The organism is Streptomyces sp. NPDC002888 (assembly GCF_042888465.1).
Lineage (GTDB): Bacteria > Actinomycetota > Actinomycetes > Streptomycetales > Streptomycetaceae > Streptomyces.
Map to the genome: position 1 here is coordinate 420,685 of NZ_JBIAPU010000003.1, position 20,052 is coordinate 440,736.

The 20,052-nt window shown below is 70.0% G+C and carries 17 protein-coding genes; 6 read left to right on the forward strand and 11 right to left on the reverse strand.

Translation table 11 applies throughout. The features are described 5' to 3' along the window. Positions 1-233 precede the first annotated feature (233 nt). A complete protein-coding gene (locus tag ACFYWX_RS07320; protein ID WP_389422995.1) occupies positions 234-1,442 on the forward strand; it encodes a nucleotide sugar dehydrogenase in 1,209 nt (402 codons plus the stop codon). 653 nt (positions 1,443-2,095) lie between these two features. On the opposite strand, the gene ACFYWX_RS07325 is transcribed toward ACFYWX_RS07320, so the two are convergent. The 4 genes from ACFYWX_RS07325 to ACFYWX_RS07340 all read right to left on the reverse strand — a co-directional run bounded on the left by ACFYWX_RS07325 (position 2,096) and on the right by ACFYWX_RS07340 (position 6,566). Beyond that, a complete protein-coding gene (locus ACFYWX_RS07325; protein ID WP_389422996.1) occupies positions 2,096-3,220 on the reverse strand; it encodes a GuaB3 family IMP dehydrogenase-related protein in 1,125 nt (374 codons plus the stop codon). 115 nt (positions 3,221-3,335) lie between these two features. After that, on the reverse strand, positions 3,336-4,838 hold the full coding sequence (guaB, locus tag ACFYWX_RS07330; protein WP_389422997.1) for an IMP dehydrogenase: 1,503 nt from the start codon (positions 4,836-4,838) through the stop codon (positions 3,336-3,338). 178 nt (positions 4,839-5,016) lie between these two features. Beyond that, positions 5,017-5,601 (reverse strand): sigma-70 family RNA polymerase sigma factor, encoded by a 585-nt coding sequence (locus ACFYWX_RS07335; RefSeq protein WP_389422998.1) that lies wholly within the window; start codon positions 5,599-5,601, stop codon positions 5,017-5,019. A gap of 353 nt (positions 5,602-5,954) precedes the next feature. Further along, positions 5,955-6,566 (reverse strand): response regulator transcription factor, encoded by a 612-nt coding sequence (locus tag ACFYWX_RS07340; RefSeq protein WP_003948568.1) that lies wholly within the window; start codon positions 6,564-6,566, stop codon positions 5,955-5,957. 381 nt (positions 6,567-6,947) lie between these two features. On the opposite strand from ACFYWX_RS07340, the gene ACFYWX_RS07345 reads away from it, so the two are divergent. Continuing rightward, positions 6,948-7,277, forward strand: a complete 330-nt coding sequence (locus tag ACFYWX_RS07345) for a WhiB family transcriptional regulator (protein WP_389422999.1) — start codon at positions 6,948-6,950, stop codon at positions 7,275-7,277. A 60-nt stretch (positions 7,278-7,337) separates the two neighbouring features. On the opposite strand, the gene ACFYWX_RS07350 is transcribed toward ACFYWX_RS07345, so the two are convergent. Beyond that, positions 7,338-8,258: a LysR family transcriptional regulator gene (locus ACFYWX_RS07350; protein WP_389423000.1), complete on the reverse strand. Its 921-nt coding sequence runs from the start codon at positions 8,256-8,258 to the stop codon at positions 7,338-7,340. A gap of 80 nt (positions 8,259-8,338) precedes the next feature. On the opposite strand from ACFYWX_RS07350, the gene ACFYWX_RS07355 reads away from it, so the two are divergent. From ACFYWX_RS07355 to ACFYWX_RS07365, 3 genes are all read left to right on the forward strand, one after another. Then, positions 8,339-9,007, forward strand: coding sequence for an MOSC domain-containing protein (locus ACFYWX_RS07355; protein ID WP_389423001.1), 669 nt, complete (start codon positions 8,339-8,341; stop codon positions 9,005-9,007). Between the two features lie 189 nt (positions 9,008-9,196). Then, complete coding sequence (locus tag ACFYWX_RS07360) at positions 9,197-9,970, forward strand: SDR family NAD(P)-dependent oxidoreductase (RefSeq protein WP_389423002.1); 774 nt, start codon at positions 9,197-9,199, stop codon at positions 9,968-9,970. Between the two features lie 86 nt (positions 9,971-10,056). Beyond that, a complete protein-coding gene (locus ACFYWX_RS07365) occupies positions 10,057-10,764 on the forward strand; it encodes an ester cyclase (protein WP_389423003.1) in 708 nt (235 codons plus the stop codon). Positions 10,765-10,901: 137 nt separating this feature from the next. On the opposite strand, the gene ACFYWX_RS07370 is transcribed toward ACFYWX_RS07365, so the two are convergent. The 5 genes from ACFYWX_RS07370 to ACFYWX_RS07390 all read right to left on the reverse strand — a co-directional run bounded on the left by ACFYWX_RS07370 (position 10,902) and on the right by ACFYWX_RS07390 (position 15,417). Then, positions 10,902-11,072: a DUF397 domain-containing protein gene (locus ACFYWX_RS07370; RefSeq protein WP_389423074.1), complete on the reverse strand. Its 171-nt coding sequence runs from the start codon at positions 11,070-11,072 to the stop codon at positions 10,902-10,904. A gap of 228 nt (positions 11,073-11,300) precedes the next feature. Beyond that, positions 11,301-12,926, reverse strand: a complete 1,626-nt coding sequence (gene groL / locus ACFYWX_RS07375; RefSeq protein ID WP_389423004.1) for a chaperonin GroEL — start codon at positions 12,924-12,926, stop codon at positions 11,301-11,303. Between the two features lie 118 nt (positions 12,927-13,044). Next, positions 13,045-13,353, reverse strand: coding sequence for a co-chaperone GroES (groES, locus tag ACFYWX_RS07380; RefSeq protein ID WP_003998759.1), 309 nt, complete (start codon positions 13,351-13,353; stop codon positions 13,045-13,047). 268 nt (positions 13,354-13,621) lie between these two features. Beyond that, entirely contained in the window at positions 13,622-14,440 is an 819-nt protein-coding gene (locus ACFYWX_RS07385; RefSeq protein ID WP_389423075.1) for a polysaccharide deacetylase family protein, read from the reverse strand. 20 nt (positions 14,441-14,460) lie between these two features. Next, positions 14,461-15,417 carry a polysaccharide deacetylase family protein gene (locus ACFYWX_RS07390; RefSeq protein ID WP_389423005.1) on the reverse strand — a complete coding sequence of 319 codons (957 nt, stop codon included), beginning with the start codon at positions 15,415-15,417 and terminating at the stop codon, positions 14,461-14,463. A 90-nt stretch (positions 15,418-15,507) separates the two neighbouring features. Here ACFYWX_RS07390 and ACFYWX_RS07395 point away from each other — a divergent pair, with 90 nt between their 5' ends. Beyond that, the gene (locus tag ACFYWX_RS07395; protein ID WP_389423006.1) at positions 15,508-16,698 is read left to right on the forward strand and encodes a methyltransferase domain-containing protein; all 1,191 of its coding nucleotides are present in this window, start codon (positions 15,508-15,510) and stop codon (positions 16,696-16,698) included. On the opposite strand, the gene ACFYWX_RS07400 is transcribed toward ACFYWX_RS07395, so the two are convergent. Beyond that, positions 16,691-20,023, reverse strand: coding sequence for an NACHT domain-containing protein (locus ACFYWX_RS07400; protein WP_389423007.1), 3,333 nt, complete (start codon positions 20,021-20,023; stop codon positions 16,691-16,693). The two genes, ACFYWX_RS07395 and ACFYWX_RS07400, sit on opposite strands and share 8 nt — an antisense overlap. Between the last annotated feature and the right edge of the window lie 29 nt (positions 20,024-20,052).

A 20,052-nucleotide genomic window follows, 5' to 3' on the forward strand; every position in this document is an offset into this window, starting at 1 on the left:
AGCGAGGCCCGGTTAGGTTCCCCCTGCCCAAAATTCTGACCGGGTTGCCCGAGATCAGCCACCACTCACCCCCAGCCTGTGGACAACCGCCACGTGACCGGCGAAGAAACACAGCCGACCAATCCCGCATAACGGTCATATTTACTCCTAGTCTGACATTGCGCTCGCCCATCCTGTCCACAGGGCTTGCGCACCTGTCCCGCTTCGGCTACTGGGAAGGACGGGCCCACGCCATGCCCGCAGATCTCGCCGTCATCGGACTCGGCCCGTTCGGTCTGCCGCTGGCGCAGGCCGCGGTCGCCGCCGGCATCCCCACGCTCGGTTACCGGACCGGGCCGGAGGCCGGTTCCCTCAGCCCCGCCGAACTGCGCCGGATGCTCTCGGGCGGCTTCCGGCCCGCCACCAACCCCGCCGAACTCGGCCGGGTACGCACCGCGGTCATCTGCGCGCCGACCCCGCGCCGCGCGGACGGCGGGCCGGACCTCAGCCAGGTGGAGGCGGCCGCCCGCACCCTGGCCGCACACCTGCGCCCGCACACCACGGTGATCCTCGAGTCGCCCGTGTACCCCGGGACGACGGAGGAAATCCTGCGTCCGCTTCTCGAAGAGGGCTCGGGGCTGCGCGCGGGCCGCGACTTCCACCTCGCCCACTCGCCCAGCCGCGTCGACCCCGGCAACCGCGACGTCACCCCGGCCGGCACCCCCAAGGTCATCGGCGGTCTCACCCCCGCCTGCACGGAGTCGGCCGCCGCCTTCTACGGGCGGCTCACCGACAAGGTGGTACGCGCGCGTGGACTGCGGGAAGCGGAGACCGTGCAGCTGCTGGAGACCAACTACCGGCACGTCAACATCGCCCTGGTCAACGAAATGGCCGTCCTGTGCCACGGCTTGGGCGTCGACCTGTGGGACGTCATCCGCTGCGCGGAGACCAAGCCGTTCGGTTTCCAGGCCTTCCGCCCCGGACCCGGCGTGGGCGGCCACTCCGTCCCCCAGGACCTGGCGGGCCTCGGCGGCCGTCCCCTGCGGATGGCGGAGCTGGCCCAGCAGGTCAACAGCCAGATGCCCCGGTACGTCGTCCAGCGTGCCGCCGCGCTGCTCAACGAGCACGGCAAGTCGGCCCGGGGCGCGCGCGTGCTGCTGCTCGGCGTCACGTACAAGCCCGACCTGGCCGACCAGCAGGCCACGCCCGCGCGCGAGATCGCGATGCGCCTGATGGACCTCGGCGCGGCCGTCAGCTACCACGACCCCCACGTGCCGTCCTGGAACGTCCTCGACCGCCCGGTCCCCCGCGCGGACTCCCTCTACGAGGCCGCCGCCGACGCCGACCTGACGATCCTCCTCCAGAACCACCGCACGTACGACCTCCAGGGCCTGTCGGTGAAGGCGCAGTTGCTGCTGGACACGCGGGGGGCCACTCCGACGGGGGCGGCGCATCGGTTGTGAAGGGGGCGCATGGGGTCGCTGACTCCCCGGGCTGGTGGCGTACGCCATCGCGCGCCGATACCGTGGGACCAGGTGGAGCCCACCGCAGCGGGCAACTGCGGCAGGCTCCTGATGGTTCACGGAGTGTCCGCCCCTAGTTGCTTTGGGGGCGGCCGCTCACCATCCCTGCAACAAGGTGGAGCCCACCGCAGCGGTCACTGCGGCAGGCTCCTGATGGTTCACGGAGTGTCCGCCCCTAGCTGCTGTGGGGGCGGCCGCTCACCATCCGAAAAGCCGCAAGATCCACCTCCTCCGGCACTTCACCATCCGAAGACGGATCCGGTCCCAGCGGGTGGGCTTGCGGTGGCGTCCCATGGGCGCCCCCTTCCACGACACCGCCCAGTGACCCGGTGGACGGTCCGTTGGAAATCGGGCCGGGCCCCGAGGGCCGGGGTCCGGAACCATGTCCTTGGAAGGGGGCGCGCCAGCAAACCTGGGGCGCCACGCGCACGCTATCGCTCTCGACCCCGCTGACCAGCCCATATGGGACCCGAAGGCAACCGTGCGCCCCCACCCCGCGCAACGCGCCCCCGCCCCCACCCGGACACACAACAGGGGCCGGTCACCTCACCCAAGGTGAGCTGACCGGCCCCTGCCGATGTCCTGCGGGGCGGCTACCGCTTGTGCTGGGAGTCCGCCACCGTGACCTCCACGCGCTGGAACTCCTTCAGCTCGCTGTAGCCGGTGGTGGCCATGGCGCGGCGGAGGGCGCCGAAGAGGTTCATGGAGCCGTCCGGGGTGTGGGACGGGCCCGTCAGGACCTCCTCGATGGTGCCGACCGTGCCGAGGTCGACCTTCTTGCCGCGGGGCAGCTCCTCGTTGACGGCCTCCATGCCCCAGTGGTTGCCCTTGCCGGGCGCGTCCGTGGCGCGGGCCAGCGGGGAGCCCATCATGACCGCGTCGGCACCGCAGGCGATCGCCTTGGGCAGGTCGCCGGACCAGCCGACACCGCCGTCCGCGATCACGTGCACGTACCGGCCGCCGGACTCGTCCATGTAGTCGCGGCGGGCGGCCGCCACGTCCGCGACGGCCGTGGCCATCGGAACCTGGATGCCCAGCACGTTGCGCGTGGTGTGCGCCGCGCCGCCGCCGAAGCCGACCAGGACGCCGGCCGCGCCGGTGCGCATCAGGTGCAGGGCGGCGGTGTAGGTGGCGCAGCCACCGACGATCACCGGGACGTCCAGCTCGTAGATGAACTGCTTCAGGTTCAGTGGCTCGTGCGAGCCGGAGACGTGCTCCGCCGAGACCGTCGTACCGCGGATGACGAAGATGTCCACGCCCGCGTCGACGACCGCCTTGGAGAACTGGGCGGTGCGCTGCGGGGAGAGCGCGGCAGCCGTGACCACGCCGGAGTCGCGCACCTCCTTGATGCGCGCGCCGATCAGCTCCTCCTTGATGGGAGCGGAGTAGATCTCCTGGAGGCGGCGGGTCGCGGTCTCCGCGTCCAGGCCGATGACCTCGTCGAGCAGCGGCTGCGGGTCCTCGTAACGCGTCCAGAGGCCCTCGAGGTTCAGCACGCCGAGGCCGCCGAGCTCGCCGATGCGGATCGCGGTGGCCGGGGAGACGACCGAGTCCATGGGGGCGGCCAGGAAGGGCAGCTCAAAGCGGTAGGCGTCGATCTGCCAGGCGATCGAGACCTCCTTCGGGTCCCGCGTACGACGGCTGGGGACGACGGCGATGTCGTCGAAGGCGTACGCCCGGCGGCCGCGCTTGCCGCGCCCGATCTCGATCTCAGTCACGTCTGTGGCCTTTCCTGATGCGTTTCAGCGTCTTCCAGTATCGCCGACGGGTACGACAAGGGCGGCCCCGGAGTCTCCGTGGCCGCCCTCGGGATGCCTCACGCGCGCGCGGGGGTCACTTGTTGCTGTAGTTCGGCGCCTCGACGGTCATCTGGATGTCGTGCGGGTGGCTCTCCTTGAGGCCCGCGGAGGTGATCCGGACGAAGCGGCCCTTGGTCTCCATCTCGTCGATGGAGACCGCGCCCACATAGCCCATCGTCTGGCGCAGACCGCCGACGAGCTGGTGCAGGACGTTGGCCAGCGGACCGCGGTAGGGCACCTGGCCCTCGATGCCCTCGGGCACGAGCTTGTCGTCGGCCGCGACCTCCGCCTGGAAGTAGCGGTCCTTCGAGTACGACCTGCCCTGGCCCCGGGACTGCATCGCGCCGAGCGAGCCCATGCCGCGGTACGACTTGAACTGCTTGCCGTTGATGAACTGCAGCTCGCCCGGGGACTCCTCGCAGCCCGCGAGGAGGCTGCCCAGCATCACCGTGTCGGCACCGGCGGCCAGGGCCTTGCCGATGTCGCCGGAGTACTGCAGGCCGCCGTCGCCGATCAGCGGGATACCGGCCGGGCGGGCGGCGAGGGACGCCTCGTAGATGGCGGTGACCTGCGGGACGCCGATACCGGCGACCACGCGGGTGGTGCAGATCGAGCCGGGGCCCACGCCCACCTTGATGCCGTCGACACCGGCGTCGATCAGCGCCTGGGCGCCGTCACGCGTGGCGACGTTGCCGCCGATCACGTCGACCCGCACACTCGACTTGATCTTCGCCATCCAGCTGAGGGCGTTGCTGTTGTGGCCGTGCGAGGTGTCGACGACCAGGAAGTCCACACCGGCCTCGGCCAGCGCCTGGGCGCGCTCCAGGGCCTCGGGGCTGGCGCCCACGGCCGCACCGACCAGGAGCCGGCCCTCGCCGTCCTTCGCCGCGTTGGGGTACTGCTCCGCCTTGACGAAGTCCTTGACGGTGATGAGGCCCTTGAGGACGCCCGCGTCGTCGACCAGGGGAAGCTTCTCGATCTTGTGGCGGCGCAGCAGCTCCATGGCGTCGCCGCCGGAGATGCCGACCTTGCCGGTGACCAGCGGCATCGGGGTCATGACCTCGCGCACCTGACGCGTGCGGTCGGTCTCGAAGGCCATGTCGCGGTTGGTGACGATGCCGAGCAGCTTCTTGTTGCCGTCGGTGACCGGGACGCCGCTGATGCGGAACTTGGCGCACAGGGCGTCGGCCTCGGCCAGCGTCGCGTCGGGGTGCACCGTGATCGGGTCGGTGACCATGCCGGACTCGGAGCGCTTCACGAGGTCGACCTGGTTGACCTGGTCCTCGATGGAGAGGTTGCGGTGCAGCACACCGACACCGCCCTGGCGGGCCATCGAGATCGCCATGCGGGACTCGGTCACCTTGTCCATCGCCGCCGAGAGCAGCGGGATGTTCACCCGGACGTTGCGGGAGATGCGGGACGAGGTGTCGACCGCGTTGGGGAGCACTTCGGATGCGCCCGGCAGCAGCAGCACGTCGTCGTAGGTCAGCCCGAGTGTCGCGAATTTACCGGGCACTCCGTCGACGTTGGCAGTCATGACACCTTCCCCAAATGGCCTTGATCGGTGCGGATGTCCATGCTAACGGGAAGCGCGGCTCTCGAATTCCACAGTTCAGAGTGACTCCGGGCTTCGTATGTTCGTACGGAATGTTCGTACGGAATTCGGTGGTCGCCTGTTCAGTCGCCTGTTCATCCCGGGCTCCTGCAGGAGAGTCCTACTGCTCGGCGAGCGCGCGCAGGCGGCTGAGTGCCCTGTGCTGCGCCACTCGCACCGCCCCGGGTGACATTCCCAACATCTGACCGGTCTCCTCGGCCGTGAGGCCCACCGCGATCCTCAGCAGGAGCAGTTCGCGCTGGTTCTCGGGGAGGTTGGCCAGCAGCTTCTTCGCCCACTCGGCGTCGCTGCTGAGCAGGGCGCGCTCCTCCGGACCCAGGGAGTCGTCCGGCCGCTCCGGCATCTCGTCGGAGGGGACCGCCGTCGAGCCCGGGTGGCGCATGGCGGCGCGCTGCAGGTCGGCGACCTTGTGGGCGGCGATGGCGAAGACGAAGGCCTCGAAGGGACGGCCGGTGTCCCGGTAGCGCGGCAGGGCGAGGAGGACCGCCACGCAGACCTCCTGGGCCAGATCCTCCACGAAGTGGCGGGCGTCGCCGGGCAGGCGGGACAGACGGGTGCGGCAGTAGCGCAGGGCCAGGGGGTGGACGTGGGCGAGCAGGTCGTGCGTGGCCTGCTCGTCGCCGTCGACGGCGCGGTGGACGAGCGCACCGATCCCTGGGGCAGTGACTGCCTCGTCGTCGCGCATCGGACCATGGTGCCTTGCGGCCGTTCGGTCCGTGGCACCGCCTTCGTGGTTGTGCACCGAAGCGTTATGAGCAGGTGCGCCGGAACTCATCCCTTGCGCCCTCCCCTTCCGCTCGACCGACTTGTCCCCGAGGAACTCCACACCTCAAGGATGCGGCATCCGCGGCGAAACCAGCAGCGGGCGCCCGGCGAACCCGGTCGTCACCCCCGCCCACCTGCGGCGAGCGGGGATTTCCCGAGCCTCCGTACCCCGCCACGACACACCCTGCACGCCCTGGAACCTCTGCGGCGGCCCCGCCGCAGAAGCGGGGCCACGTGCCGTTGCCTTCCTCCGGCGGTTTCGCCGGAGAGGTCCTAGCGGACCAGGCCCCACCGGAAGCCGAGCGCCACCGCGTGTGCGCGGTCCGAGGCGCCGAGCTTCTTGAACAGCCGTCGGGCGTGGGTCTTGACGGTGTCCTCGGAGAGGAACAGCTCGCGGCCGATCTCGGCGTTGGAGCGACCGTGGCTCATGCCCTCCAGCACCTGGATCTCACGCGCGGTGAGGGTGGGGGCGGCGCCCATCTCGGCCGAGCGCAGCCGGCGCGGGGCGAGCCGCCAGGTCGGGTCGGCGAGGGCCTGGGTCACCGTGGCGCGCAGCTCCGCGCGGGAGGCGTCCTTGTGCAGGTAGCCGCGGGCTCCGGCGGCGACGGCGAGCGCGACGCCGTCCAGGTCCTCGGCGACGGTGAGCATGATGATGCGCGCACCGGGGTCGGCGGACAGCAGCCGCCGGACGGTCTCCACGCCGCCCAGTCCGGGCATGCGTACGTCCATCAGAATCAGGTCCGAGCGGTCGGCGCCCCAGCGGCGGAGCACTTCCTCGCCGTTGGCCGCCGTCGTCACGCGCTCGACGCCGGGCACGGTCGCGACCGCGCGGCGGAGCGCCTCTCGGGCAAGCGGGGAGTCGTCGCAGACGAGGACGGAAGTCATGGCCGCCCTCCGCAGCTGATGCGCGTCACCTTGTGCCTCCAGGCTGGTACGAAATCGTCACCTGTGCGGTCGACCGCTTCGGACGCTTGCCCGAGCGTTTGTGTTTTCAACCGCCTCCGCACTCTCAACGACGGTCACTCGAAAGAGTTACGGGGCCACATGCCGTCTTCGGCACTCTACGTGAGGGTGCCAACACGGTGCAGACATGCGCGACAGACCCACAACGTTTCATCACAACCTATGCCCCATTCAGACCCTTTTCTTCCCATTTGTTGGTGTCTGAGGCTAGATTCGCAATGAGTCATATTTTCATCTCCTTAGATCGTAGATGTACGGTCGTGAGCACCGTATCCGCTCAGAACGGCTGCAAGGGGTCACGTAATGGCAGATTTCTCCCGCCTTCCCGGACCGAACGCGGACCTGTGGGACTGGCAGCTGCTGGCTGCCTGTCGCGGAGTGGACAGCTCGCTCTTCTTCCATCCGGAGGGCGAGCGCGGAGCGGCTCGGAGCGCTCGCGAGAACTCGGCCAAAGAGGTCTGCATGAGGTGCCCGGTCCGCGCCCAGTGCGCGGCACACGCGCTGGCGGTACGCGAGCCGTACGGCGTGTGGGGCGGGCTGACCGAGGACGAGCGCGAGGAGCTCATGGGGCGGGCTCGCAACCGGCTGGTGTCGGCATCGACGACCGGCGGGGACACCGCCTCGGACAACTGAAGGAACGTTTCTGTAAACGGAGGCCACGCGTAAGAACGCAGGGCACGCGTACGCGTGCCCTTATTCCTGCCCCACGGGTCCCCTCGGCCGCTCCGCCGCCCGGGCCAACTGCTCCAGCGTCGCCGCCACCGCCGGCACCTGCGCCAGATCGGGCAGCGTCAGTGCCACGATCTCCCGCCGCACCGCCGGCTCCAGCGTCACCGTGCGTGCACCCCTGGGCCGTACGGACTCGATCGCGAGCTGGGGCAGGACGGCGACGCCCAGTCCGGCGCCCACGAGTCCGACCACGGCCGGGTAGTCGTCGGTGGCGAAGTCGATGCGGGGCGTGAAGCCCGCGCCCTCGCACACCTCCACCAGCTGCCCGCGACAGCGGGGGCAGCCCGCGATCCACGGCTCCGCGGCGAGTTCGGCGATGGCGACGGACTCCGCGCGCGCGAGCCGGTGCCGTTCGGGGACGAGAGCGACGAGCCGGTCCGTCAGCAGCGGCCGTACGACCAGGTCGGCCCACTCCTCCGCGCCCGCCGCGCCCTCGTAGCGGAAGGCGAGCGCGAGGTCGCAGTCGCCCTCGCGCAGCATCTCGACGGACGCCGGCGGTTCGGCCTCCTCCAGGGAGACGCGGGTGCCGGGGTGGGCGGCGCGCAGGGCGGCGAGGGCGGTCGGGACGAGCGTGGAGCTGCCGCTGGGGAAGGACACCAGCCGCACCCGGCCGGCGCGCAGCCCCGCGATGGCCGCGACCTCCTCCTCGGCCGCGGTGAGTCCGGCGAGGATGCCGGCCGCGTGCCGCACCAGAGCATCGCCCGCCTGCGTCAGGCGCATCTCGCGGCCGCTGCGGACCAGCAGGGGCGTGCCGACCGATGTCTCCAGGGCCTTCATCTGCTGGCTGACGGCGGGCTGGGTGCAGCCCAGCTCGCGCCCGGCCGCCGAGAAGGAGCCGGTGGCGGCGACGGCGCGCAGCACGCGGAGATGACGGGCCTCGATCACCGTTCGAGCATAAGTGAGTCTTGGACACGACGGCCAATAACGCGTCGACACTTTGGTTTGCGGTCCCCTACCGTGCGGTCATGAAGCTTCTTTCCCTGAACCTGGGCCGCCCCGAGTCCGTGCCGTACACCGACCAGGCGGAAGGCTTGACCGGCATCGACAAGCAGCCGGTGGCGGGACCGGTACGGGTGGCGGCGCCCGGTCCCAAGGGGGTCGGGGCGAGCGGGCTGGCCGGGGACGCGGTGTGCGACACCCGCCACCACGGCGGCAACGACCAGGCCGTGTACGCGATGGCCCGCGAGGACCTCGACGGCTGGGAGCGCGAACTGGGCAGGCCGCTGGCCGGCGGCTCGTTCGGCGAGAACCTCACCACGGAGGGCCTCGATGTCTCCGGCGCGCGGATCGGCGAGCGGTGGCGCATAGGGGCCGAGGTGGTGCTGGAGGTCACCTGCGGGCGGATTCCCTGCCTGACCTTCCAGGGCCATCTGGGTGAGCAGCGGTGGGTGAAGCGGTTCACGGCCAAGGGCGCGCCCGGCGCGTATCTGCGGGTGGTGCGGCCGGGTGAGGTCCGGGCGGGCGACCCGATCGAGGTCGTGCACCGCCCCGCCCACGACGTGACGGTCGCCCTCCAGTTCCGGGCGGTGACGCTGGAGCGGACGCTGCTGCCGCGGCTGCTCGCGGCGGGCGAGGCGCTGCACCCGGAAGCGCTGGCGGAGGCACGGAAGTACGTGGAGAAGTACGGGGCCTGACACCTCGTGCCCCATCGTCTTGCCACCTCGTGACCCACCGGCCTGCCACCTCCTGCCCCACTGCCTGACACCCCGTGATCCACTGGCCTGACACCATGTCATTTTCGGTCGGACGTGACGGGATGTCAGGCCACACTCGGCCGGGCGCCGCGAGCGGATTCGCGCAGTCCGGGTAACTACGCTTGGGCCATGACAACGGCTCTGATTACGGGATCGACCGCGGGCATCGGCGCCGCGTTCGCGCGGCGGCTGGCCGCGGACGGGCACGACCTGGTCCTGGTCTCACGGGACACCAAGCGGCTGCGGGAACAGGCGACCGAGCTGCACGACCGGCACGGTATCGAGGCGGAGGTGCTGACCGCCGACCTGGCGACGGACAAGGGCATCGAGACGGTGGCGGACCGGCTCGGCGACCGCAGGAGCCCCGTCGACCTGCTGATCAACAACGCCGGCTTCGGCAACAAGGGCCGCTATCTCGACGTATCGATGGCCGACGAGCTGAAGATGCTCAAGGTGCACTGCGAGGCGGTGCTGCGCCTGACGTCGGCGGCGACGGAGGCGATGCGGGAGCGGGGGCGCGGCGGGGTCGTGAACGTGGCCTCGGTCGCCGCGTTCGTGCCCCGGGGGACGTACGGGGCGTCCAAGGCGTGGGTCGTGCAGTTCACGCAGGGGGCTGCGCGGGACCTGGCGGGCAGCGGGGTGCGGCTGATGGCGCTGTGCCCGGGGTTCGTGCGCACGGAGTTCCACCAGCGGGCCGGGATGGGGACGGACAACATCCCCGGCTGGATGTGGCTGGACGCGGACAAGCTGGTCGGGGCGGCGCTGAGCGATCTGGCGCGGGGGAAGTCGGTGTCCATCCCGGATCCGCGGTACAAGGCGCTGATGGGCCTGGTGAAGGTGGCACCGCGCTCGTTGCTGGGCGGGATCAGCTCGAAGACGGGACGGAAGTACGGGCCGCAGTGAGCGATTGCTCGTAACGGGTGACGCCGACGCTCCGGTGGGAAGATGGGCGTGACGGAACCGGACCCAGGGGGGCCGGAGGCGGTGTCATGACGTTCGTACAGCTCATCGACTGCAGGACCAGCCGTTTCGACGAGATGGACCGGCTGATGGACACGTGGGTCGAACAGACCAAGGGGAAGCGGACGGCGACGCACGCGGTGGTCGGCAAGGACCGCTCGGACGCGTCGCACTTCATCGAGATCGTGGAGTTCCCGTCGTACGAGGAGGCGATGCGGAACTCGAACCTTCCGGAGACCGACAAGGTGTTCCGGGACCTGGTGGCTCTGTGCGACGAGATGCCGACCTTCACCGATCTGGACGTGGTGCGGGACGAGCAGCTGTACACGACCACCGCGCGGCGGTTCTTCGAGACGATCGCCCTGCACGGGAACCTGCCGCCGCTCGACGGCCTGATCGCGGAGCGTTACCACGACCACGACCCGGCGAACGAGCAGGACACCATCGGGATGGACGCGATGCGGCGGGAGGTCGCCATGTGGCGGAGCGGCTTCGACTTCGCCTTCTCCGTCGAGGACCAGATCGCCCAGGACGACCGCGTGTGCAACCGGTGGACCTGGCGCGGAACCCACAAGGGCGATTTCATGGGCCTTGCGGCCACCGGCAAGCAGGTCAGCATGACCGGCACGACCGTCTTCCGCTTCGGCGACGACGGGAAGATCGCCGAGTCGTGGTGGCAGTACGACCGACTGGGGCTGATGGAACAGCTGGGGGCGTTGGACGCGTTGGAGAAGTAGGGGCCAAAGACGCCCGCGAGGGGAGCAGCCCCCTGTTCCGGAGATCGGAACGGGGGGCTTCTTCTTCTGGTGCCGATGACACACGCGCCTCGGGGAGGGACGGCCCGGTTCCGGCCGCCCCCTCCTTCACGTTCACATCAACCGCGCGCGGCCATCCGCACGAACGCGGCCCACTGGCCGGCGTCGACCGTGAGGAACGCGTCTCCCGGCCGCTTGGAGTCACGGACCAGTACGGCCGTGCCGGCGTCCGCGACCTCGACGCAGTCACCACCATTGCCCGCGCTGTAGCTGCTCTTGTGAGAGACCAGGTTCCGCCGTCGCTTCGGAGACGCCCGGCACGGACGTAGACACGGTACTCGTGCGAAAGCGTCTCCAGCAGCGGCCCCAACTCGTCGGCCGGAAGGGTCACTCCTGACCTCCGGTCATCTCGCGCGGATGCATGCACGCTGCTTGCTCGCTACGTGCCGGACTGCACCCTCCCATGGCGAAGGCCCGGCATCCCCGAAGGGACGCCGGGCCTCAGTGCTGACGTGACGTCAGTGGGAGTGGCCGTGGCCGTGGCCCGCGGCGGCGGGCTCTTCCTCTTCCTTCTTCTCGACGACCAGGGTCTCGGTCGTGAGGAGGAGGGAGGCGATGGAGGCGGCGTTCTCCAGGGCGGAGCGGGTGACCTTCACCGGGTCGATGACGCCGGCCTTGACCAGGTCGCCGTACTCGCCGGTGGCGGCGTTGTAGCCGTTGCCCTTCTCGAGCTCGGCCACCTTGGAGACGATGACGTAGCCCTCGAGGCCGGCGTTCTCGGCGATCCAGCGCAGCGGCTCGACGGCGGCACGGCGGACGACGGCGACACCGGTGGCCTCGTCGCCCTCCTTGCCGAGGGAGCCCTCCAGGACCTTGACGGCGTGGACGAGCGCGGAGCCACCACCGGAGACGATGCCCTCCTCGACCGCGGCGCGGGTCGCGGAGATGGCGTCCTCCAGACGGTGCTTCTTCTCCTTCAGCTCCACCTCGGTGGCGGCGCCGACCTTGATCACGCACACGCCGCCGGCCAGCTTCGCGAGGCGCTCCTGGAGCTTCTCGCGGTCCCAGTCGGAGTCGGTGTTCTCGATCTCGGCCTTGATCTGGCCGATGCGGCCCTCGACGTCCGCCTTGTTGCCGGCGCCGTCGACGATCGTGGTGTCGTCCTTGGTGACGGTGATGCGGCGGGCGGAGCCGAGCACGTCCAGGCCGGCCTGGTCGAGCTTGAGGCCGACCTCCTCGGAGATGACCGTGGCGCCGGTGAGGACGGCCATGTCCTGGAGCATCGCCTTGCGACGGTCACCAAAGCCGGGCGCCTTGACGGCGACGGCGTTGAAGGTGCCGCGGATCTTGTTCACGACCAGGGTCGACAGGGCCTCGCCGTCGACGTCCTCGGCGATGATCAGCAGCGGCTTGGAGGCGTTGGCCTGGATGATCTTCTCCAGCAGCGGCAGCATGTCCGCGATGGAGGAGATCTTGCCCTGGTGGATGAGGATGTACGGGTCCTCCAGGACGGCCTCCATGCGCTCCTGGTCCGTCACGAAGTACGGCGACAGGTAGCCCTTGTCGAAGGCCATTCCCTCGGTGAAGTCCAGCTCCAGACCGAAGGTGTTGGACTCCTCGACGGTGATGACACCGTCCTTGCCGACCTTGTCCATCGCCTCGGCGATGAGCTCGCCGACCTGCTGGTCCTGGGCGGACAGCGCGGCGACGGCGGCGATGTCGGACTTCTCGTCGATCGGGCGGGCCGAGGCGAGCAGGTCGTCGGAGACGGCCCTGACCGCGGCGTCGATGCCCTTCTTCAGCAGCGCCGGGGAGGCACCCGCGGCGACGTTCCTCAGGCCCTCGCGCACCAGCGCCTGGGCGAGCACGGTGGCGGTGGTGGTGCCGTCGCCCGCGATGTCGTTGGTCTTGGTCGCCACCTCCTTCACCAGCTGCGCACCGAGGTTCTCGTACGGGTCGTCGAGCTCGACCTCGCGGGCGATGGTGACGCCGTCGTTGGTGATGGTCGGGGCGCCGAACTTCTTGTCGATGACGACGTTGCGGCCCTTGGGGCCGATCGTCACCTTGACCGTGTCAGCAAGCTTGTTGACGCCGCGCTCGAGGGCGCGACGGGCGTCCTCGTCGAACTTCAGGATCTTCGCCATGGGAGCGTAGCCCTCTCGGAAAAGTGGAGACGAAACGAACTGCGCCCCGGGCGCCCGGCTGATTAATGGTCGCGGGGGCCAGGGGCGCAGCTCAAAGCAGAATGTGCTTCAGGGTGAATTACTTCTCGATGATCGCGAGCACGTCGCGAGCCGAGAGGACGAGGTACTCCTCGCCGTTGTACTTCACCTCGGTGCCGCCGTACTTGCTGTACAGCACGATGTCGCCGGTCTTCACGTCGAGCGGGAGACGCTCGCCGTTCTCGAAGCGGCCCGGGCCCACGGCCAGGACGACGCCCTCCTGGGGCTTCTCCTTGGCGGTGTCCGGAATGACCAGGCCAGAGGCCGTGGTCTGCTCGGCGTCCAGCGGCTGGACCACGATGCGGTCCTCGAGCGGCTTGATGGCAACCTTGGAGCTGGTGGTCGTCACGATCCGACCTCCCCCTTCGGAGATCTCACGGGGTTAACTGTCTGAGGTGGCGACCAGGTCGATCCGTCGTCGCGGGTGCCGGACCTGCCCGTCGCGTTGTTGGCACTCTCCAGGGGGGAGTGCCAGAGCTGAGACTATGACCGCGATTAGCACTCGGTCAAGCGGAGTGCCAATTGGCCGCGGCGCGGCGTGGTCGGTTCGGCCTGAACGGCCTCGTCCTCGGGCCGGGGAACCCTGGACAACGACCTCGCCCTCGGGCCGGGGAACCCTAGATGTAGTCCTCCAGCCGTCCCACCGTCAGGCCCCTCCCCTGGATCGCGCGGAGCAACCGTGTCGTTCGTTCCCTCAGGGGCAGGCCCGTCGCGTCGCCGGAGGCGACCGACACGATGTCGCCCGGGCGCAGCCGGCCCTCACCGTTGACGAACACGAGTTCACCGTTCTCCATCGACGCCCGCCACAGCACGACCGCCGCGAGGCCGCAGTCGGCGGCCGCGCGCAGGGTGGTGGTGTCGTACGTGCCGTAGGGCGGGCGGAGGAGGCGGGGGCGCAGGCCGAAGCGGGACCTGAGTTTGTCCTGCTGGCCGCAGATCTCGGCGCGTTGGCCGGCGTAGGGCAGGCCGCGCAGGGAGGGGTGGTCGAGGGTGTGGTTCTGGATGGTCGCGCCGACGGACCGCAGGCGCGCGAAGTGGCCGTATCCCGGACCGACGACACTGTCCGTGAGGAACATGCTCACCGGAAGCCGCAGTTCACGGACCATGTCGACGAACCGGGGGTCCCGTTCGGCGCCGTCGTCGTAGGTCAGGAAGACGACCTTGTCGCGGGTCGGGACATGGTCGACGACGCGCGGGAGGCCCTGCTCCCGGGGCAGCCCCCGGCCGGGGCCCGCGCTGCCGGTGAGGGGGTGCGCGGGTGACTTCGGGGGTGGGAGGAGCGGGGCCGCCAGGCCCCAGCGGCGGTACGGGCGCTCCCCTGCCGGGTCGTGCGGTCGTACCCGCTGAGCCGCCTTCTTCCCCAGCCGTTCGATCGGGTCGACGGACTGGGCACAGCCGGTGACCAGGACGGCGGCCGCCACCAGCACCCCCGCCATCTGCCGCCGCAGCCGCCGCCTCACAGGTAGTCCTCGAGCCGGGCCACCGCGTATCCCTTCTCGGTGACCTTGTTCAGGAAGCGGCGGACCATGTCGGGCATCGTGCCCTTCCAGTCGCGCCGGCCGCGGAAGTGACTGAGGACGATGTCGCCGGGGTGGAGGTCGCGGTCCCACTCGCGGTACTCCCAGTGGTCGACGAAGACCTCCTCGTCCCACAGAGGGGCGTACTTGATGCCGCAGGCCTTCGCGGCGCGCAGGGTGGTCCCGTCGTAGTCGCCGAAGGGCGGGCGGAAGAGGGTCGGGCGCTTGCCGTAGCGCTTCTCGATCACGTCCTGCATACCGCAGATCTCGCGCTTCTGGCGGGCGTAGGACAGCCCGGGCAGGTAGGGGTGGTGCAGGGTGTGGTTGCTCAGGGTCACTCCCCTGTTCTGCATCTTCGCGAAGTAGCCGTAGTCCTTCTTCACCAGGTAGTCGCTGAGGAAGGCGGTGTACGGGACCTTCAGCTCGCTCATCATGCGCAGGAACGCAGGGTCCTTCTCGGCGCCGTCGTCGATGGTGAAGAAGACGACCTTCCGCTTGGTGGGGACCGTGGTGAAGACGGGGGGCAGGCCCAGTTCCTCGTGGTCGTCGACCTCGAAGCCCTCGCGGGTGGTGATCCTCGGCTTCTTCGCGGGTGGCGCCGGGGCCGTGAGCGGGACGTGCCGCAGTCCCCAGCGCCTGGCGGCGGCGACGCGGGCCTTGTGCGCGGCGCGCAGTTCGGCGGCGTAGGCGTCGAGGGCGCGGGCCGCGGGGGCCTGGAGGCGCTGCTGTCGGCCCGGGGCCGGGTGGGCGTCCGTGCCGTCGGCCCGGCCGGCCCGGCCGCAGCCCGAGAGGACGGCCGCGCCTGTGACGGTGGCGGCGGTGACGGTGGCGAGGACACCCCGGCTCAACGTTCGCCGATGCGCCCGGTTTTTATCGTTTTGTACGACCACTCGCATGGTGCCGGATCCTCGCAGCCCCCGCTCCGGAACCGCCCCCGACACCGCGGACGGAGGCACGCCGTCCACCGACTGGCCCACAATGACCCGGTGAACGACCCTCTCCTCGCCTTCGCCGCCCTGCTCACCCCCGAGGGCCGCGCCCTCCTCGACGAGGTGCGCGGCACCGACCCCGCCCAGGAACTCGCCGTCGCCACCCGGCTGCGGCGCGAGCACCCCGCCGAGCTCGTGTCGGCGGCGCTCGGTCAGGCGCGGCTGCGGCAGCGGGCGGCGGCGAAGTTCGGGGCGCAGGACGCGGAGCGCATGTTCTTCACGCCGAACGGGGTGGAGCAGTCGACGCGGGCGAGTGTGGCGACGTACCGGGCGCGGCGGATGGCCGATCTGGGCGTGACCTCCGTGGCCGACCTGTGCTGCGGGATCGGCGGGGACGCGATCGCGCTCGCCCGCGCCGGGATCCGTGTCCTCGCGGTGGACCGCGACCCACTGACAGCTGCGGTGGCACGCGCCAACACCGAGGCGCTGGAGCTGGGGGAGCTGATCGAGGTGCGGGAGGCGGATGTCGCGGAGGTGGACACCGCCCCGTACGACGCCGTGTTCGTGGACCCTGCGCGGCGCGGCGGACGCGGGCGGATCTTCGACCCCGAGGCGTACTCGCCGCCCCTCTCCTGGGCGGTCGAGACGGCTCTGAAGGCCCCTCACGCCGCACTGAAGGTCGCCCCCGGCATTCCGCACGAGGCGGTTCCCGACGCGGCCGAGGCGGAGTGGATCTCGGACGGCGGGGACGTGAAGGAGGCGGTCCTCTGGTTCGGTACGCAACCGGGGTCCGTACGGGCGACGCTGCTGCCGGGGCCTCGCACGCTGTTGGGGCGGGGGCTGCCGGATCCCGCTGTGCGGTCGGTGGGGCGGTACTTGTACGAGCCCGACGGCGCCGTGATCCGCGCCCACCTGGTCGCCGAGGTGGCCGAGGACCTGGACGGCGGACTGATCGACCCGACGATCGCCTACATCACCGCGGACGAGTTCCATGTGACCCCGTACGCCACCGCCTACGAGATCACCGACCACCTCCCCTTCAACGTCAAGAAGCTGAAGGCCCTGCTCCGGGAGCGGGAGGTCGGCATCCTCACGGTGAAGAAGCGGGGGTCGGCCGTCGAACCGGAGGAGCTCCGGCGCAAGGTGAAGCCGCAGGGGCCCAACTCGGCGACGGTGTTCATGACCCGGGTGGCGGGGGCACCGACGATGCTGGTGGGGCGACCGGCCCGGGCTCGGGGTTTCAGGTGACGGCGACGATGGTGTGATCGGAGAGGACTCGGACATGGGCCCGGCGGCTCACCTCGTAGGCGGCACCATGGGCGACATCGCGGGAGGACGTGGTACCGGGGCCACGAGCAACGAGTGCCAGCAGCCCGGCAACGCACTCGCCGTCGTCCGCGACCTTGGCCACTGATCTCACCAACAGGTCGTGGACGTGTCCGGTGGCCAGAGAGACCGGGTTGTCCCGGCAATGGTGGAGAACAGCACGAATGCGGGAGTGAGGGACGCGCGATGGGAGGTCGCCACTGTGGCCGGAACCACTCAGATGGATGAGATAGGCATCCACCGCGGCTTCAGGTGCGAAGGCATCGAGCCATGATCGTGCCGAGTTGCTCATGGAGTCGTCCGAGTCCGAGGCCGCCCGGTAGAAGAAATGTTGGGCCACCCCGATGTCCCCGTACGGAGCGAGAGCCGCTCCGAGGCGCCGGGCCGCCCGGCCCGTCCACCCCCACGCGCGCCCTCCTCTCTCCGTGTACGTCAGATCCGGCGAGATGACTCCATCGAGAATGGCCCTCTGGATGAAGTCGAGCCGGAGCGGGGCCCCCCAGGCCGCCGAGGTGGCTGCGGCAGCCACGCAGACCTGCGGGTTGGCATCGTGGACGAGCGGTTCCAGGTCCTTGGGGTCGCCCGGGTTGTGGTCCAGGCATTCGAGAGCCAGCCAACGGAGCTGCCACGCCGCGGCCGTCTCACGGGCGAGGGCGAGAAGAGCATCCCGGTGGGCCCAGCCGTGTCCCTTGCCGGTGAACTCCGCCAGCGCGGCCATCATCGGGATCTTCTGGAACTCCGTCGTCCGGTCCGACCGAACGATGTCGAGCAGCACCCCGGCCCCGTACTCACCGGCGACGTCCAGGTACGCCCCGGCCAGGGTCTGGCGTTCGAAGTACCAGTCGTTTTCCTGTACAAGGAGATTCAGCAGCAGTTCCCCTGTACTGGGATCCCGCACATCCGCCAAGGCATCGCGAATGGCTCTCATCACCCGCCCCCGGGACTGCCAGAACGTGAAGGCGTGGATCGTCCCCACGATGACCTCGACGGGTCCCCCGGCGGCACCGAGAGCCCTGACGACCGTACCCACGTGATCGGCCACCTCGTACTGCCCGCCGGAGGTGACGGGCTTGGGCAGGTTCACCACCTCCGCCAGTTCATCGAGCAACTTGGGGACCGCGGCCTCGACATGGAGTGTGCCAAGGGCTTTCATGAGGTGGCCTCGCAGGGAAGCCGGCAACCCGGATTCCAGAGTGAGCACACCCAGCAGTCGTTCCCCCACGCTCCGGCCCCCATGGACCGCCAGCGCGTCGACCAGCGCTTCTCTCGCAGCCGTGTTCTGCCGGTTGTCACCGATCCAGGCGATGGCCTTGCTCAACTGCTGCTCCGAGCCCAGCACTCCCACGATCGCCTGCGCCGCCCGCTGCCGCTCCCCCTCGTACGGCGTCGTCTCCAGCAGCTCCCACACCGACCGTATGATCTGCCGCCGCAACTCCACATCGGCAACCCGCGGGCTACCCGTGAGGCACCGCGCCGCCAGCAGCAGATCCGTATGGAACAAGTCATCGTGCGGCAGATGCAGAAGCGCCGGATCGTCCTCCCGCGTGCGCCGCTCCCCCGCCCCCACCTGGAGCACTCCCAGCAGCAAACCCGTCGCATCCGGCAACGCCCCCGCCAACAACAGAATCACCTCCTCCCACCACGGGTCGTACCGCGCCGCCACCGCCCGTTCGATCCCCGACTCGCCCTGCTCCAGCAAGGCCGTCGCCGCGAAGTGTTCCTGCAAGGTGAGGTGAAGAAAGCCGTACCAGCCGTGGGCCTGGGCCTTGAGGAGGCCGTACTGCGCGGCGATCTCGTCGAGGATGGCGCGGCTGTCGGTGCGGGGCAGGTCGATGGTCGGGAGGAAGTCGGCGATCAGTTCCAGGAGTTCGTCCTCGCGGAAGTAGCGCCGACCGCGCTGGTGGTAGTGCCAGGCGATCTGCTTGAGGAGGTCCTGCTTGCGATCGGTCGTGAAGCGGCTGTAGCGGGTGACCTTGCGGTGGGCGTCCCACTCGCGCAGCAGGACCTCCACGCAGCGACGGTAGAGGGCCGCTCGGCGCTCCGGCAGTTCCAGGTCCCGTTCGTAGACGATGGCGATCAGGCTGAGGAGGAGGGGGTTCGTGGCGAGGGTCTGGAGGCGGGCGTTGGCAGAGAGGGCGCGGACGAGGCCTCGGCGGCGGCGGTCACGGTCGCCGAACCAGTTGGCGATGAACGTCTCGATCTGCGGCCACTCGAAGTCGAGCGCCTCCAGGACCTGGAACTGCTGCAGGCCGCCCTGCCAGCCGTGCCGACGGCAGGTGGTGGCGATCAGCGCCCTCGGGAACCGGGTCGCCAGACGGGCGATCTCCTCGGTGACCCGGTGGTACGCGCCCGCCGCCACCTCCGCGCTCTCCCCGCCCAACACCTCGTCCAGGCCGTCGAGCAGGAGGGCAGCGGTGCCGTCGGTCAGTTTCTCCGCCACGTAATCGCGGGCGTCCGCGAAGCCGTACTGGTCGGTCCAGTACTCGGCGAGGTAGTCGAGCAGCGAGTCGTGGCCGCTCTCGACGAAGCGGAACAACTCGACGTACGCGGGGAGTTCGGGCAGCGTCTCGCCCTCGGTCCGTCTGGCCATACGCAGGGCGAGATGGCGAAGCATGGTGGTCTTGCCCGCGCCGGGATCCCCTACGACGACGATGCGCTGGTAGCGCTGGAGAGCGTCGACGGGTGCGTAGGTGTGCGCGGCGGTCGCCGTGTCGGGGGACGCCTCCCGCCGGGTGTCGTCCTGGGCGCGCTCCTGCGCGAGCTCCTCCTCGCGGACGAACCGCAGGGGTTGCTGCTCCTGGACACGGACCTGGACGTAGAGGCTGTCCAGGCGCAACGGACGCGACATGTCCAGGATCCGCAGGGTCGACAGCTCCTGCACCAGCCGCGCGCAGTACGCGGCCGCTTCCACGACGAGGCCGCTGCGGCGAGCGGCCAGTTCTTCCGTGACCTGGCTTCGCTCCCGCTCCGCATCCTCGGCCTCACGTCTGCGCTCCCGCTCGGAGACGCGCTGCTCGTGGGCCCACTCCTGCTCCTTCAGCCGTGAGTCGGCGGAGAGTTGCAGCTGGATCTTCTCCTTCTCCAGCTGCATCTTGTCCAGCTCCAGTCTTCTGGTCCTGCGGGTCTGCCAGAGCGCGACCGCGCCCGCGATCAACGCGACGACCACTCCCCCCGCTGCTGTGACGACCGACGCGTCGTCCAGCGCGAGGTGGTGTCCTGCGGCGGCCCAAGCGGGCAGAGGTGCCACGGCTCGTTCCTCATTCCCCCGAGTTCTGA